The organism is Micromonospora globosa, assembly GCF_000717585.1.
Taxonomy (GTDB): domain Bacteria; phylum Actinomycetota; class Actinomycetes; order Mycobacteriales; family Micromonosporaceae; genus Micromonospora; species Micromonospora aurantiaca.
The window spans coordinates 68,145-81,594 of record NZ_JNZR01000014.1; the positions used below are offsets into that span (position 1 = coordinate 68,145).

Below are 13,450 nucleotides of genomic sequence, written 5' to 3' on the forward strand. Positions count from 1 at the left end.
CGCGGCGGCGCAGTGGTCGATCTTCGGGTGGCATCCGGCTGGGAGGACAGGGCGCGTCTCGGATGGGGCTCGTCAGTGGTGCCGGCCGTGCGCGCCCGTGTGCGCGCCTGCGCACCTGTCGACGACCAATCTCAGTGGCTGGCCTTCGTCGGCGGCACGTGGGTTGCGCGGGCGACCTGCCTACCGCTCACAATTCGGTCGCGGGGGCAGACGGCGCAAGTACAGCTAGGTATCGGTGTCCCGTGCGACGGAACCGACCCGCCAAGTTCCTAGGAAGGCTCGCCAGGAACTTCGCTATCTCCTCGTCGCAGTCGTAGACCGGCCTCAGTGCGGACTGAGAGCGTCGGACCGGACCTCGACGCGATGCGTGCGGGTCGCCACCAGCATGGCCGACCAGGGAAAACGGGTGGTGGGGCGGGCGGGGTTCGAACCCGCGACCGAGGGATTATGAGATCAAAATGGGCACCCCAGCGACCTGCCCGAGTGGCCTCCTAACAGCGGAAACGCCTCTCGACGTCTCTCACCACTCCCCCACCGTCCGTCGACCTCTTGCGGACTGGATGCGGACTGCTCGAACCAGACGGCGGCCTTGGGATTAGAAAGATCGCGGACGGCTGGTCGGGTGGCTACACGCCTGATCAGCCGTCCGTCGTTGTCTGGGGACGTCGGGGTCAGCCGGTGGTCTTGGCTGTACGACTGGCTGTACTGACCGCTCTACTCGGCCGGCTCCATGACCTTGGATGGCTCTCGGAGCATGGCGGGCAGCTCACCCAAGGTATGGATAACAGGCCCGCCCCAGCTGGGGTCGGTGTCGTTGTGCTCCGTGGTCCGGAAGACGGTCATACCGACCGCTGCCGCCCCGGGCAGCTCACCGTCTGAGCCGTCGCCGACGAAGAAGCACTCCGCCGGCTCGACTCCCAGGCGCTCGGCAGCAAGGTGATAGATCGCCGGGTCGGGCTTGGCCAGCCCGACATCGCAGGAGAAGATCGCGACGTCGAACCGTCGGGCAAGCGGACTCTGCGGCCACGGCTCGGAGGTGTCCGAGGTGGCGTTGCTGATGAGGGCCAGTGGATGACCATCGGCGCGTAGCGCGTCGAGCACGTCGAGGGTGGCCGGAGAGACGCTGTCGAGCACTCGGCGTCCGAGGGCTCGCCGATGCTGACCGGCCCGTGCCACCTGTGCGTCGGTCGGTGTGCCGCCGAGGCGTCCGGCGAGGATGCGGATGGTCTCCTCCACGTCCCACCGGACCAGCCGGTCCCGCCAGGTGGCGTGGTACGCGGCGACCAGCTCGGCCGGAGCCACGCCGACCATGACCGCCATTTCGCCGACTACCCGGTCACGTTCCTCGTCAGCCCCGTGGATCAAGGTATGGAAGAGGTCGAAGATCACTGGTCGAGACATCTCAGCATCCTACTGAGATCGTCACCGCTGTCACCTTGCTTGCCATCCCGTCTGCCGCCGACCCACACACCGTGGAGCGGGCCAGGGCCAGGGCGACAAGGTGGAGCGCCCTACCGGACGAACGACCTTGTCGCCCTGGCCCTGGTCTGCTCGGCTCTGCCTGGGTCGGTGGCTGGCGGGATGGCATCCCACCACCCACGAACCGCAACCCTTCGGCAATCCATCTCGGAGTCGTCTGGCCCCCGCCGGAGGCATGCCCTTAATTGGCCGGCGCGCCGGCCGATGCCGGCGCTTGCGCCGCCAGCAGGCCGAGCGCGGCCGGCGCGGCCCGCTTGCGGGCCGCCTTGATCTGATAGAGCGGAATTCGGCAACGCAACGCGGGTACTGCGTGTCCTCCGTCGGCTGATGTGCGACACGCGTCCGCCAGGTGATCCGCGCGGCTAGCTTGCGAGGGCGTGAGCTGCCCGCACGATGAGCTTGCGAGCGTCCTCGCCGGTAACCGCTTCCGCCCAGAGTTTCTCCATGGCTTTGGCGTACGCCGCGGCTTCCTCGTCGCGGTGGGTCGTCTCGCCGACGAAGGTTTCTACGATCGCAACGTCGTCGTACATCTGGAAGGAGTTTTGCGGCGTGGTGGCGAGCTGGGTACCAAGCGGCAGGATGCCGAAGCGGATGTTCGGTACGCCGACAACGGTTTGTAGGCGGTCGAGCTGGCCGCGCATCACCTCGGGTGGGCACAGGAGCCACCGCAGCACGGGCTCGGCTAGCAGGAACTCAAACCGCTTGCTGGTGTCGTACAGGAGGTGTTGACGCTGCATGCGAGTGGCTACAGCGGCGTCCACGTCGGTGACGTCGAGGTTGTGAAGCTCGACCATTTCGTCAAGGATCCTGCGCGCGTAGTCGGCGGTCTGGAGCAGGCCGGGGACGTACACGGTCTCGAAGTGCCGGATGACCCGCGAGTCGGCAACCATCTGGTTGTAGTTGTCCTGAACGGCAACCTGACCTTGGCGCATTCGGCGACGCCAGTCGCGGTGCACGGCCTGAACTTCGCCGAGCATCCTCAGCAGGTCTTGGGCTGCCTCGTCCGCTCCGCAGGCATGCGCCCACGCGTGAATGTCGGCGGGCGACGGCAGTTGCCGGCCGTTCTCTAGCCGGGAGACCTTTGACGGTGCCCAGCCGTTCGCCTCGGCGAGCTGCTTGCCGGACAGGCCGGCCTGCGTGCGCAGGGCACGCAGGCGATCGGCCAGTCCTTCGGGCTGGGTCAGCCACTCTTCGATCGGGTTCATTGCTCGACTTCCTCGTGCTAGGCGACTGCGCTCCGAGCGTTGACCGGAGCGGCGTAGTGGACTGCCAGGTCCCGCCACGCACACGCCTGCACCACGGTCGCCGGATCGGTAACCAGTTCGTTGCCGACCCGGTGACCCACTTCGTCAAAACGCATTATGACGAGTCGGTTGGAGTCCAACAGCCACCAGTCGAGGTTGCCCGCTGCCGGCAGCAACCCGATCTCGTTCGCCTTCTCCCGCGTCAAGTAGTGGATCTCTTCGCCGGCTTCGACGTTCCAGCGGCCGATCCAACGTTCCCACCGCTGGTAATCAGTCGGTGGGTCCTCGTGCACCCGAACGCGTTCGATCCGCTTGCCTTGCCGGGTCAACTCGGCGATCTGCTCAAACCAGGCGGCAAGCCCGGGGACCTCGGTCGGTGGCTCCGGGTCGCCGGCCAAGAACTTCGCCACCGTGTCGTGTTCGCTGGGCTCCAGATACACCGGCTGAAGCTCCAGCCGGAACGCGGTGTGGTCGAACGTCCGGAGCTGGTCGGCGAACTCGTCGTCGGTAAGCGGTGTTCCCATGTTCAGCCCATCTCGCGCAGGCGGTCCAGCACGTTCGCGGGTACGAACACCCCGTCCTCGTTGTCCGCCAACTGGCGGAGCTGTGCACGGGTCTCATCGTCGAGCTTGACGCCCTGGACGACGTAGCCGCCCTCGGTCTTGTACAGCGCCGGGCAGCCGCCACCTCCGGAGGTGGCGTCCTTCCACAGGAACTCCAGGTCCCACATGCTCTGACCCCTTCCATCGCTGCGTCCCGCGACGCAGATGCCTCGATGCTGCACTGCTGTGCATCTTCACGCAATCGCCCCGGCCGCCAAATCAGGGCGACCGGGGCGAATTGGTGCGAGTGACGGAACCTGGCACCGCCAAGTCTAGAGCAATTGCGCGCAATTGCTTGACGATGCACGAGGCAGCGAGCATCATCGAACTACGCCGGACAGCCGGCGCACACGACAAGTCACAGGCCGGGGAAGCCGGCCGACTCACCAGGAGGTACGGGGCATGTCGATCCCCAACTCGATCAAGGTTCCGGTTCCGTTCGACTACGTGTTCCCGGCGGGTGCGCTGTGCCTGGGGGTGGAGCCGGTGACGGACTTCGACAAGCGCGGCCAGGGCGACGACCAGGCCCGTGACAAGGACACGGGCGAGCGCCTGTGGGTGGTCAAGGTCCTCGACCTGGACCCGGAGGCCGGGAAGTTCGGCGGCACGAAGGAAGTGAAGGTGAAGATCGCCGCGCCGGTGCAGCCGGTGCCTCCGGCGTCGAAGATCCCGGGCTATCCGCCGGCGGTCACCTTCTCCGACGTGACCCTGACCCCGTACGTCGACTCGCAGCGGTGCAAGGGCTCGGGCAAGTGCCGGGCGCGTCAGGCGTGGTCGATCCGCGCGGGCGCCATGACCGAGCCCGCCGCCGCGACGAAGCAGGCGGCCTGACCAGAACTGCACGCGCGGGGCGGGCTCACCGACCAAGACGATTCCCGCCCCGCGCTCTGACCCTCATCTCCTTGGAAGGAGTTGGGCTGATGCCCACGCTAGCTGACGCTGCCCGCATCGTCGGGAACCCGCGCCCCGCCCCACGCCGCACCACCCACCGCCGGACCGTGATGCGCCTCGCCGCTTCGGGTATCGGGGCGGCCCGCGAGGTCTACACCACCGTTCCCTCCGACGCCGTCCGCGTGGCCGCGCTGGTGGAGATCTCGGCCGCTGCTGCTGCCCTCGCCCGGACGGTGGTGAAGCTGCGCCGCCTCGACCCGGACCTGATCGCCCCGCACGTCTCCGACCGGGTCGACCTGCGGGCGGTGCTCGGCCGTGGCCGGTGGCTGCCGACCATGACCCGCCACGTTCCCGCCCCGTTGACCGGCCCGGTCGACCTGGCGGCCCTCGGGCCGTCCCGGATGCCGGTGCGCCGCCGGGTGGTGCGCCGTCGTCCCGGTTCGCCGGGTCAGGGCTCGCTGTTCGCCGCGACGGCGACGGTTGGGGAGGGCTGAGGGATGCCGCTGGTCAACGTGATCCGGGGTGAGCGTATCGACGCCGCCCCGCTCAACGTCCGCACCCCGTTCGTGCGCATCCCGCTGTGGCTGGCCCTGTCCTGGTGGACCCTGAAAGGACTCGCCCGCCTGGCCGTGGTCCTGGTCCGGTTCTGGTACGTCACCGTGCCGGCGCTGTTCTTCGGCTGGCTGTACCTGCGGTTCGGCTGGGTCGGTCCGGTCGGCGTCGTCGCCCTGGTCGCCGCCGTCGCTACGGGGTGGGGGTTCGGGCATCGGGCATCGTGGCTGCGGTTCGGGTGGTGGCCGGTCCTGGCCCGGTTCCGCCGATGGCTGTACCGCCGCAACTGGCACGCCGCGATGGTGACCGCGAAGCTGGCCGTCTCGTTCGACTCCCACACGGTGTTGCCGGTGCTGCGGAAGGTGCAGTGCGCGGGCGGCGTGGATGTGGTGACGGTGCGGATGGTCACCGGCCAGATCCCCGACGACTTCGCCCGCGTTGCGGAACGCCTCGCCCACACGTTCGGCGTCCGCCAGGTGAAGGCGGTACCGGGCTCGCGGCCGGATGTGGTGCTGCTGCACCTGTTCCGCGGTGACCCCCTCGCCAAGCTCGTGCGTCCGCTGCCGGTGCCGGCGGTCCCGGAGTTCACCGCCCTGCCGGTCGGCCGCCGTGAGGACGGCGAGGGTTACGACCTGCGCCTGTTCGGCACACAGGTTCTCGTCGTCGGGGCCACGGGTGCGGGGAAGGGATCGGTCATCTGGTCGCTGGTCCGCTCCCTGGCCAACGGCGTCACTTCCGGCCTCGTGCAGTTGTGGGGCCTGGACCCGAAGGGCGGGATGGAGTTGGGGATGGGCGCGCCGATGTTCGCCCGCTTCGCCCGCAAGGACTACCCCGCGATGGTGGAGCTGATCGAGGAAGCCGCCACCGTCGCCAAGGACCGCGCCGGGAAACTCTACGGCCGCACCCGCCAGCACACCCCGACGCCGGATGAGCCGCTGATCGTCGTCGTGATTGACGAGCTGGCGAACCTGACCGCGTACCTGACCGACCGGCAGTTGAAGGACCGCGTCAAGGCCGCCTTGTCCATCCTGCTCAGCCAAGGCCGGGCAGTCGGCGTCCACGTCGTGGCCGCGATTCAGGATCCGCGTAAGGAGGTGCTGCCGTTCCGGGACCTGTTCCCCACCCGCATCGGCCTGCGGCTGGCCGAAGCCGCTCAGGTGGATCTGGTGCTGGGTGAGGGGATGCGGGACCGGGGCGCGCTGTGCGATCGCATCCCGCAGTCCCTGCCGGGGGTGGCGTTCGTGGTCATCGACGGTGACCCCACCCCCATGCGGGTCCGGTTCTCCTACCTGACCGATGACGAGATCCGCGACATGGCCCACACCTACGGCCGCCTCCGGGTCATCGACGGCGAAATCCTGGACGGTGCCGCATGAAGCCCCACCCCACCACCACCCGCACCGACCGGATCGAGGGCCTGGTCCTCGTCGTCATCCTCCTCCTCGTCGCGGGCTTCGCCGGGGCCGCGTCGTTCACCCACGTCAAAGACTGGACCCTCGACAATTCCCCGCCGGGGACCGGGGCGTGGTTCGGCTGGGCCAACGCCGTCATCAGCGAGTTGGTCCCCGTCGCCGCGCTGCTCACCATCCGCCGCCGCAAGCGCAACCACCAACCGGTCGGCTACCCCATGTTCCTGCTCATCGCCGCCGTCCTCCTGTCCCTGGCCGCGCAGCTCGCCGTCGCCAAACCTGGCCTGTCCGGGTGGCTGCTGTCGGCTGTCCCCGCGCTGGCGTTCATGGGCCTGTCCAAACTCGTCCTCACCACCGCCCCGGCCTCGGCCCCTGTCCCGGCTCCTGTCCCCTCCCGCCCGGTGCCGCCGCCTGCTCCCGTCCCGGCTGTGGCTGAGCGGGTCGCGCCGCCCGCCCCGGCCTCCGTCGCCCCGGCTGTGGCTGAGCCGGTCGCGCCGGTGCACGCCGAACCCGCCCCGGTCCCGGCTCCTGTCCCGCCGGCCCGGCCGACGCCTCTGGCTCCGGTGCCGCCGGCCGCGTTCACCCGCCGCAACGGCGTCCCCATGCTCGGGGAGGGGAGCCGATGACCCTGTCTCCGACGCTGCCCGGCCTCGAACCCGCCACCCCGGCGCAGGCTCCGAGGCCGGGCTCGCGGGCCGCCCGCATGCTCATGCCCCGCTCCGTCGACGTGGTCAAGGATCTGGCCGCCGACTACGGCGTCTGCACCCGCCCCGTCTCGCTGCGCCGCACCGATCTCGACTCGGGGCAGACCGAAGTGATCGACATGCCCTGCGGCGCCACGCAGGAAGCCAAGTGCCCGGCGTGCGCGAAGCGGGCGAGGAAGCTGCGGCAGCAGCAGATCCGTGAGGGCTGGCACCGTGACGACGAACCCGACCCCGGTCCCCGCCCGGCGACCGAGGCGCAACAGGCGCTGATCGTTGCCCGCGCTCACCTGGAATTCGCCCGCGACGAAGCCGCCCGCACCTCGCAGTGGGACCAGGTCGCGGACCTGGACGACGCCATCGGGGAGCTGGAGGCCGAGATCACCACCGAAGGACTCCGGGGCCGACCGGCACCACCACATGCCTCCGAGGACGGCGAGGACGGTGACGGGAAGCGGCGGGTCCGCTCCACCAAGCGCCGTCAGGACGCCCCGGACCTGCCCCGCCTGCCGGTGGAGAACCGCACCATCGGGCGGACGTTCGAGGGCCATGGCGGCATGGTGTTTCGGCCGTCGATGTTCCTGACCCTCACCCTCGGCTCCTACGGCCGGGTGCACTCCGACGGCACGCCGGTCGACCCGGACGCCTACGACTACCGGCGCGCCGCCTGGGATGCCGTGCATTTCCCCCGGCTCCTGGACCGCTTCTGGCAGAACCTGCGCCGCGCGGTCGGCTGGAACGTCCAGTACGCGGGCGCGGTCGAGCCGCAACGCCGTCTCGCTCCGCATGCGCATTTCGCCATGCGCGGCACCATCCCCCGCGCCCTCGTCCGCCAGGTCGCCGCCGCCACCTACCACCAGGTCTGGTGGCCCCCGGCGGACGAGCCGGTCTACGAACCGGGAAGGGCACCGCGATGGGACGCCGACGCCGCCGGCTACACCGACCCCGACACCGGCCGACTACTCCCGTCCTGGGATGACGCCCTGGACCAGGTCGACGCCGATCCCACCGCCGAACCCGTGCACGTCGCCCGCTTCGGCGTTCAGGTCGACGCCAAAGGCGTGCTCGCCGGGACCAAGGACGCGGACCGGTGCGTCGGCTACATCACCAAGTACCTCACCAAGCAAGCCGCCGACTGCCACGAGGTCACCACCGGCCGCCAACGCGCGCACCTCGAACGGCTCTGGGCCGAGCTGCGGCACACGCCCTGCTCGGAACGGTGCGCCAACTGGCTGTTCTACGGCATCCAGCCGAAGAAGGCCCGACCCGGGTTGAAGCCCGGCAACTGCAAGAACAAGGTCCACAAACGGGAAACCCTCGGCATCGGTGGGCGGCGGGTGCTGATCTCTCGGCAGTGGTCCGGCAAGACGCTGACCGATCACCGGGCCGACCGCCGCGACTGGGTCAAGGCCCTGCTCGGGGTCACCACCGACGCCGACACCGCCCCGGCCGGTGACGAGCAACGGCATGCCTGGGAACTGGCCAAGCCCACCGATCCCGACGTTCCGCCGATCGGACACCGGGTGCTGCGGGCCATCTCCGAACGCATCCAATGGCGCGCCCAACTCGACGCCGCCAGACGCGCCGCCGCCGACCCGCCCAACGTTTCGGCAACCACCACCGCTCAGAGGGGAGCAGCATGAAGACCCGGACCATTGAGCCGCTGTGGACGGCTGAGGACGTGTCGACGTTCCTGGGCGTGCCGGTGAGCACCCTCTACCAGTGGCGGTATCGGCGTCTCGGTCCGCGTGCGCGGAAGGTGGGTCGTCATCTGCGGTATGACCCGGCCGATGTGCGAGCCTGGCTCGATGAGGCGGCGGACCGATGAGCGTGGTCAAGCGGCCGAACGGCAAGTGGCGTGCTCGGTACCGGGATGCTGCGGGCAAGGAGCACGCTCGGCACTTTGACCGCAAGGTCGACGCCGATCGGTGGCATGCCTCGATGAAGACGGCACTTGCTCGGGGTGAGTGGGTGGATCCGGCTCTCTCGCGGGTCACGGTTGGCGATTGGGCCGCTAGGTGGTTCGCCAATCAGGTGCAGCTCAAGCCGTCGACTCGGCAGCGCTACGGCAGTCTCCTGCGGCGGCAGGTGCTCCCGGTGTGGGAACGTGTCCCGCTTTCGGCAGTCACGCACGCCGACGTTGGCGAGTGGGTACGCCGGATGACGCAGGCCGGTCTTGCGCCATCCACCGTTCGGCAAGCTCACCGAGTGTTCTCGCTGCTGCTGGCCCACGCGGTGCGGGATGGTCGGCTGACTCGCAACGTCGCGTCAGGTGTGCGACTCCCCCGCGTCGGGCGCGCGGAGAAGGTGTTCCTGACGCACGGCCAGGTGGGCGAGCTGGCTGCGGCGGCAGAGCCGCACGGGCTGATCATCCGGGTGCTCGCCTACACCGGGCTTCGCTGGGGCGAGCTGGCCGCGCTGCGCGTGCGGCGGATGGATCTGGTGAAGCGCCGGCTGCTGGTGGCGGAGTCGATGACCGAGGTCAACGGTCGGGCGGTGTTCGGTACGCCGAAGACGCACCAACGGCGGTCGGTGCCGCTCCCCCGCTTCCTGGTCGAGCCGATCACCGCGCAGATCGCCGGTCGTTCCGGTGACGAGCTGGTGTTCACGTCCCCGGCCGGGGAGGTGTTGCGTAACAACAACTTCCGTCGTCGGGTCTTCGATCGGGCAGCTGTGTCGGTCGGGCTCGCGGGCCTGACGCCGCACGAGCTGCGGCACACTGCGGCCAGTCTTGCGGTGGCTGAGGGTGCCAACGTGAAGGCGGTGCAGCGGATGCTCGGGCACGCTTCGGCGGCCATGACGTTGGACGTGTACGCGGACCTGTTCGAGGACGACCTGGACCAGGTGGCGGATCGCCTCGACCGGGCGGCAGGTCGTGCTGCTGCGGACTCAGTGCGGACTGAGGGCGTCGGACCGGACCTCGACGCGATCGGTCCGGGTCGTCGGCAGCATGGTTGACCAGGGGAAACGGCTGGTGGGGCGGGCGGGGTTCGAACCCGCGACCGAGGGATTATGAGTCCCCTGCTCTAACCGGCTGAGCTACCGCCCCGTGACCGCGCCGGATCGTAACCCGCCGATCGCTGCGCGGACCACCACCTACCGGGCGGAAACACGGCCGCGACAGCACGATGGGCAACGCGAGGATAACAACGCGCTACCCGCCGATGGCTCACCCGCGCCGCAACTCCGCGAGGACCGCGCCGACCGTACGCCACCCGCTGGCGAGCGCCCCCTGGATGGACGGGCTGTCCCGGTGGTCCCCGGCCACGTACAGGCCGTCGCCGAGCGCCACCGGCTTGCGCAGCCGGCCCTGTGGTGGCGGTGCCGCTGGGAGCGCGTCCGGCACGGCGACTGTGGTGAGGTGGGTCCAGTCGGCGGTGGAGCGGCCGTAGAGGCGGTCCAGTTCGCGTCGGATCACCGGTTCGGGCGGTGCCTGCGGGCCGACCACCGAGGTGGCGACCAGGTGCTGGCCGTCCGGCGCGTACGTGGGCGCGGCCCGGCTCACCACCACCGTGTTGGCGATCAGTTCCCGCCGGTCGCCGTCGAGCAGCAGGATCGGCTCGTCCAGCGGCGCCGTGTCGGTGCGGTGGTAGTAGGTGGTGTACGCGTGCATGCGTACCCTCGGCAGCCCTGGCAACAGCGTGGCCGCCGCGGGCGGGTCCACCGCGACCACGACGGCGCGGCAGGTGATCTCGCCGGACGGGGTGCGGACCCGGCCGGGCGCGACGTCGGTGACCGGGGTGTTCAGCTCGATCAGCTCGGCGGGCAGCGGCGCGGCGAGCGCCTTCGGCAGCGCCTGCATCCCGTCCGCGGGCAGGCCGATCCGGCCGCGGGCGAAGGAGCGCATGACGACCGCGAGGACGTGGCTGGAGGTGGCCAGCTCGCGGTCGAGCAGCACGCCGGACAGGAACGGCCGGAGCAGTTCCTCGATGATCGCGTCGGAGAGCCCGGCCCGGCGCAGCGCCTTCTCGGCGCTGGTCTCGGGTGTGTCGAGGAGCCGCCCGACCGGCACCGTGGCGTAGCCGGCGGCGAGCGTGGCGAACCGCAACCGATCGGTCAGCGATCCGATGCCGGCGGTGAGCGTGCCGGGTGCGCCGGTGGGTTCGCGCAGCGGGTTGACCAGGCGTTCCAGCCGGTCGCCGCGGCGCACCAGCACGCCGGAGGTGAACCAGCCCATCGTGAGAGTGCCGACGTCGACCAGTCCGGTGAGCCGCGGGTAGGCGGTGTTGAGCACCTGGAAACCCCGGTCGAGCAGGAACCCGTCGACGCGGTCGGTGGCGACCCGCCCGCCGAGCCGGTCACCCGCCTCCAGCAGCCGCCACGGCACGCCGGCGCGGTGCAGCCGCCGGGCGGCGGCGAGACCGGCCAGGCCGCCGCCGACGATCACCACGTCCGTGTCAGGCACGGTCCACCCCCGCCCCGGCCCGGTCGCCCTCGCGGTGCGACCGCGACAAGCGGCCCGGCCACCAGACCTTCGGCCCGATGTCGTACGCGAGCGCGGGCACCAGCAGCGAGCGGACCACGATGGTGTCCAGCAGTACGCCGACAGCGACCGCCACGCCCAGCTCGACGAGCACCACGAGCGGCAGGACGGCGAGCGCGGAGAACGTGGCGGCGAGCACGATGCCGGCGGAGGTGATCACGCCGCCGGTGACGGCCAGCCCGGCGAGCACACCGGCGCGGGTGCCGCGGCGCACCGATTCCTCACGGACCCGGCTCATCAGGAAGATGTTGTAGTCGATGCCGAGCGCGACCAGGAAGACGAACGCGAACAGCGGGAACGACTGGTCGACGCCGGGGAAGTCGAAGACGTACCGGAACAGCAGCGCGCACAGGCCCAGCGTGGCCAGGAACGACAGCACCACGGTGGCGATCAGCAGCACCGGGGCGACCAGGGCGCGCAGCAGCAGCGCCAGGATGACCGCGATGACCAGCAGCACCACCGGGATGATCACGTCGCGGTCGCGTACCGAGGCGTCGGCGGTGTCCACGTTGATCGCGGTGAAGCCGCCGACCACGGCGTCGGCGCCGGGTACCCGGTGCACCGCCTCGCGCAGGTCGCGGATGGTGCGTTCGGCGCCGTTGCTGTCCGGCGGGTCGGCGAGCGTGACGTTGAGCTGCACCCGCCCGTCGACCACCTTCGGGGGCGCGTTCGGGTCGGGCGGCGCGTTCTCGCCCCGCTCGCCGAGCGGCAGCACCGAGGCGACTCCCGGTACGCCCTGCGCCACCTGGGCGACCTGCCGGGCGGTGCCCTCGGTGGTGAAGATGGTGGCAGGGCTGCCGGTGCCGGCCGGGAAGTGCCTGTCGATGACCTCCTGCCCGGCCACCGAGTCGGTGCGCTGGGTGAACAGCTGGGACTGGCCGAGCGTAGTGGCGCCGAGCTGGGTCACCCCGATCGCGAGGGCGGCGAGCACCACGGCGGTGACGACCCAGACGGTACGCGCGCGGCGCGCCACGAAGCCGGCGATCCGCCCCCAGATGCCGTGCTCGGTGCGCGGGTCGGCCTGGTCGTTGCGGGGTCGCCGGGGCCAGAACGCCCACCGGCCGCCGAGGACCAGCAGCGCGGGCAGGAAGGTGAGCATGACCAGCAGCGTGGCGGCGATGCCGACGGCGCTGACCGGGCCGAGCGCGCGGTTGGAGTTGAGGCTGGACAGCAGCAGGCAGAGCAGGCTCACGATGACTGTGGCGCCGGAGGCGATGATGGCCGGGGCGGCGCCCTTCCAGGCGGTCCGCATGGCGTCCCACGGGCGCTCGTGCCGGTGCAGTTCCTCCCGGTAGCGGGCGATGAGCAGCAGCGCGTAGTCGGTGCCGGCGCCGAAGACGAGCACGGTGAGGATGCCCTGTGCCTGCCCGTTGAGCTTGACGATGTCGTGGTCGGCGAGCAGGTAGACGAAGACGGCGGCGAGCGAGTACGACATCCCGGCGGCCAGCAGCGGGAAGATCCAGAGGACCGGGCTGCGGTAGACGACGAGCAGGATGACCAGCACCACTGTCAGCGTGACCAGGAGCAGCGGCCCGTCGATCGCGCCGAACACCTCGATCAGGTCGCCGAGCAGCCCTGCGGGTCCGGCCACGTCGACGGTGAGCCCGTCGCGGTCCGGGCCGGCGATGTCGCGCAGGCGTTCCACAACGGACCGGATCTGTTCGCCCTCGGAGCTGTCGATCGGCACGATCACCTGGGCGGCCTGCTCGTCCTGGCTGACGACCGGTGGCGGCAGCGGACCGACCACGCCCGGCACCTCGGCGAAGCGGGCCGCGTCGGCTCGGATGCGCTGCTGGTCGGCCGGGGTGAGGCCGCCGGGTCGTTCGTAGACCACGAGTGCCGGGGTGGTCTCCCGGTCGACGAATCCGGCGGCCAGGTCCTGCGCCCGGGTGGCCTCGGCGTCGGCCGGGAGGAAGGAGGCGTTGTCGTTGGTGGAGACCTCGCCGAGCTTGCCGGAGTAGGGGCCGGCGATGCCGCCGACGATCAGCCAGCCGAGCACCACCGCCACCGCGATCAGCGTCGCGGTCCAGCGGCTGCGTCCTGCGGCCATCTCCACCGTCCTCGAATCGACGCATCAATCGACGCAGCG

At 70.5% G+C, this 13,450-nt stretch carries 13 protein-coding genes and 1 tRNA gene; 7 read left to right on the forward strand and 7 right to left on the reverse strand.

Annotated elements, in window-relative coordinates; translation table 11 throughout:
* Positions 1-714: 714 nt before the first annotated feature.
* The 4 genes from IF06_RS0114985 to IF06_RS0115000 all read right to left on the reverse strand — a co-directional run bounded on the left by IF06_RS0114985 (position 715) and on the right by IF06_RS0115000 (position 3,453).
* A complete protein-coding gene (locus IF06_RS0114985; protein ID WP_232236690.1) occupies positions 715-1,389 on the reverse strand; it encodes an HAD family hydrolase in 675 nt (224 codons plus the stop codon).
* Between the two features lie 452 nt (positions 1,390-1,841).
* Positions 1,842-2,684 (reverse strand): helix-turn-helix domain-containing protein, encoded by an 843-nt coding sequence (locus IF06_RS0114990; protein ID WP_030271705.1) that lies wholly within the window; start codon positions 2,682-2,684, stop codon positions 1,842-1,844.
* A gap of 17 nt (positions 2,685-2,701) precedes the next feature.
* Positions 2,702-3,247 (reverse strand): DUF6879 family protein, encoded by a 546-nt coding sequence (locus IF06_RS0114995; protein ID WP_030271707.1) that lies wholly within the window; start codon positions 3,245-3,247, stop codon positions 2,702-2,704.
* A 2-nt stretch (positions 3,248-3,249) separates the two neighbouring features.
* Positions 3,250-3,453: a hypothetical protein gene (locus tag IF06_RS0115000; protein WP_052166186.1), complete on the reverse strand. Its 204-nt coding sequence runs from the start codon at positions 3,451-3,453 to the stop codon at positions 3,250-3,252.
* A gap of 274 nt (positions 3,454-3,727) precedes the next feature.
* Here IF06_RS0115000 and IF06_RS0115005 point away from each other — a divergent pair, with 274 nt between their 5' ends.
* The 7 genes from IF06_RS0115005 to IF06_RS0115030 all read left to right on the forward strand — a co-directional run bounded on the left by IF06_RS0115005 (position 3,728) and on the right by IF06_RS0115030 (position 9,836).
* On the forward strand, positions 3,728-4,156 hold the full coding sequence (locus IF06_RS0115005) for a hypothetical protein (protein ID WP_030271711.1): 429 nt from the start codon (positions 3,728-3,730) through the stop codon (positions 4,154-4,156).
* An 89-nt stretch (positions 4,157-4,245) separates the two neighbouring features.
* Positions 4,246-4,710 (forward strand): hypothetical protein, encoded by a 465-nt coding sequence (locus IF06_RS0115010; protein WP_157551502.1) that lies wholly within the window; start codon positions 4,246-4,248, stop codon positions 4,708-4,710.
* Positions 4,711-4,713: 3 nt separating this feature from the next.
* A complete protein-coding gene (locus IF06_RS0115015; RefSeq protein WP_030271714.1) occupies positions 4,714-6,144 on the forward strand; it encodes an FtsK/SpoIIIE domain-containing protein in 1,431 nt (476 codons plus the stop codon).
* The gene (locus tag IF06_RS32175; RefSeq protein ID WP_036310844.1) at positions 6,141-6,803 is read left to right on the forward strand and encodes a hypothetical protein; all 663 of its coding nucleotides are present in this window, start codon (positions 6,141-6,143) and stop codon (positions 6,801-6,803) included. Before IF06_RS0115015 ends, IF06_RS32175 begins: the two co-directional genes overlap by 4 nt.
* On the forward strand, positions 6,800-8,521 hold the full coding sequence (locus IF06_RS0115025) for a replication initiator (protein WP_030271718.1): 1,722 nt from the start codon (positions 6,800-6,802) through the stop codon (positions 8,519-8,521). The genes IF06_RS32175 and IF06_RS0115025 overlap by 4 nt, the downstream gene beginning before the upstream one ends.
* Positions 8,518-8,706 carry a helix-turn-helix transcriptional regulator gene (locus IF06_RS33140; protein ID WP_084588817.1) on the forward strand — a complete coding sequence of 63 codons (189 nt, stop codon included), beginning with the start codon at positions 8,518-8,520 and terminating at the stop codon, positions 8,704-8,706. The genes IF06_RS0115025 and IF06_RS33140 overlap by 4 nt, the downstream gene beginning before the upstream one ends.
* Positions 8,703-9,836 carry a tyrosine-type recombinase/integrase gene (locus IF06_RS0115030; RefSeq protein WP_036310847.1) on the forward strand — a complete coding sequence of 378 codons (1,134 nt, stop codon included), beginning with the start codon at positions 8,703-8,705 and terminating at the stop codon, positions 9,834-9,836. The genes IF06_RS33140 and IF06_RS0115030 overlap by 4 nt, the downstream gene beginning before the upstream one ends.
* A gap of 14 nt (positions 9,837-9,850) precedes the next feature.
* On the opposite strand, the gene IF06_RS0115035 is transcribed toward IF06_RS0115030, so the two are convergent.
* The 3 genes from IF06_RS0115035 to IF06_RS0115045 all read right to left on the reverse strand — a co-directional run bounded on the left by IF06_RS0115035 (position 9,851) and on the right by IF06_RS0115045 (position 13,411).
* Positions 9,851-9,927 (reverse strand) — tRNA-Ile (locus IF06_RS0115035).
* 120 nt (positions 9,928-10,047) lie between these two features.
* A complete protein-coding gene (locus IF06_RS0115040) occupies positions 10,048-11,283 on the reverse strand; it encodes an NAD(P)/FAD-dependent oxidoreductase (RefSeq protein ID WP_030271722.1) in 1,236 nt (411 codons plus the stop codon).
* The gene (locus IF06_RS0115045) at positions 11,276-13,411 is read right to left on the reverse strand and encodes an MMPL family transporter (RefSeq protein WP_030271724.1); all 2,136 of its coding nucleotides are present in this window, start codon (positions 13,409-13,411) and stop codon (positions 11,276-11,278) included. The genes IF06_RS0115040 and IF06_RS0115045 overlap by 8 nt, the downstream gene beginning before the upstream one ends.
* Positions 13,412-13,450 lie beyond the last annotated feature (39 nt).

Bases quoted from the DNA above. Each gene is read 5' to 3' on its own strand.
- IF06_RS0114990 (WP_030271705.1), bottom strand. From the start codon at position 2,684: ATGAACCCGATCGAAGAGTGGCTGACCCAGCCCGAAGGACTGGCCGAT.
- IF06_RS0114995 (WP_030271707.1), bottom strand. From the start codon at position 3,247: ATGGGAACACCGCTTACCGACGACGAGTTCGCCGACCAGCTCCGGACG.
- IF06_RS0115000 (WP_052166186.1), bottom strand. From the start codon at position 3,453: ATGTGGGACCTGGAGTTCCTGTGGAAGGACGCCACCTCCGGAGGTGGC.
- IF06_RS0115005 (WP_030271711.1), top strand. From the start codon at position 3,728: ATGTCGATCCCCAACTCGATCAAGGTTCCGGTTCCGTTCGACTACGTG.
- IF06_RS0115010 (WP_157551502.1), top strand. From the start codon at position 4,246: ATGCCCACGCTAGCTGACGCTGCCCGCATCGTCGGGAACCCGCGCCCC.
- IF06_RS0115015 (WP_030271714.1), top strand. From the start codon at position 4,714: ATGCCGCTGGTCAACGTGATCCGGGGTGAGCGTATCGACGCCGCCCCG.
- IF06_RS32175 (WP_036310844.1), top strand. From the start codon at position 6,141: ATGAAGCCCCACCCCACCACCACCCGCACCGACCGGATCGAGGGCCTG.
- IF06_RS0115025 (WP_030271718.1), top strand. From the start codon at position 6,800: ATGACCCTGTCTCCGACGCTGCCCGGCCTCGAACCCGCCACCCCGGCG.
- IF06_RS33140 (WP_084588817.1), top strand. From the start codon at position 8,518: ATGAAGACCCGGACCATTGAGCCGCTGTGGACGGCTGAGGACGTGTCG.
- IF06_RS0115030 (WP_036310847.1), top strand. From the start codon at position 8,703: ATGAGCGTGGTCAAGCGGCCGAACGGCAAGTGGCGTGCTCGGTACCGG.
- IF06_RS0115045 (WP_030271724.1), bottom strand. From the start codon at position 13,411: ATGGCCGCAGGACGCAGCCGCTGGACCGCGACGCTGATCGCGGTGGCG.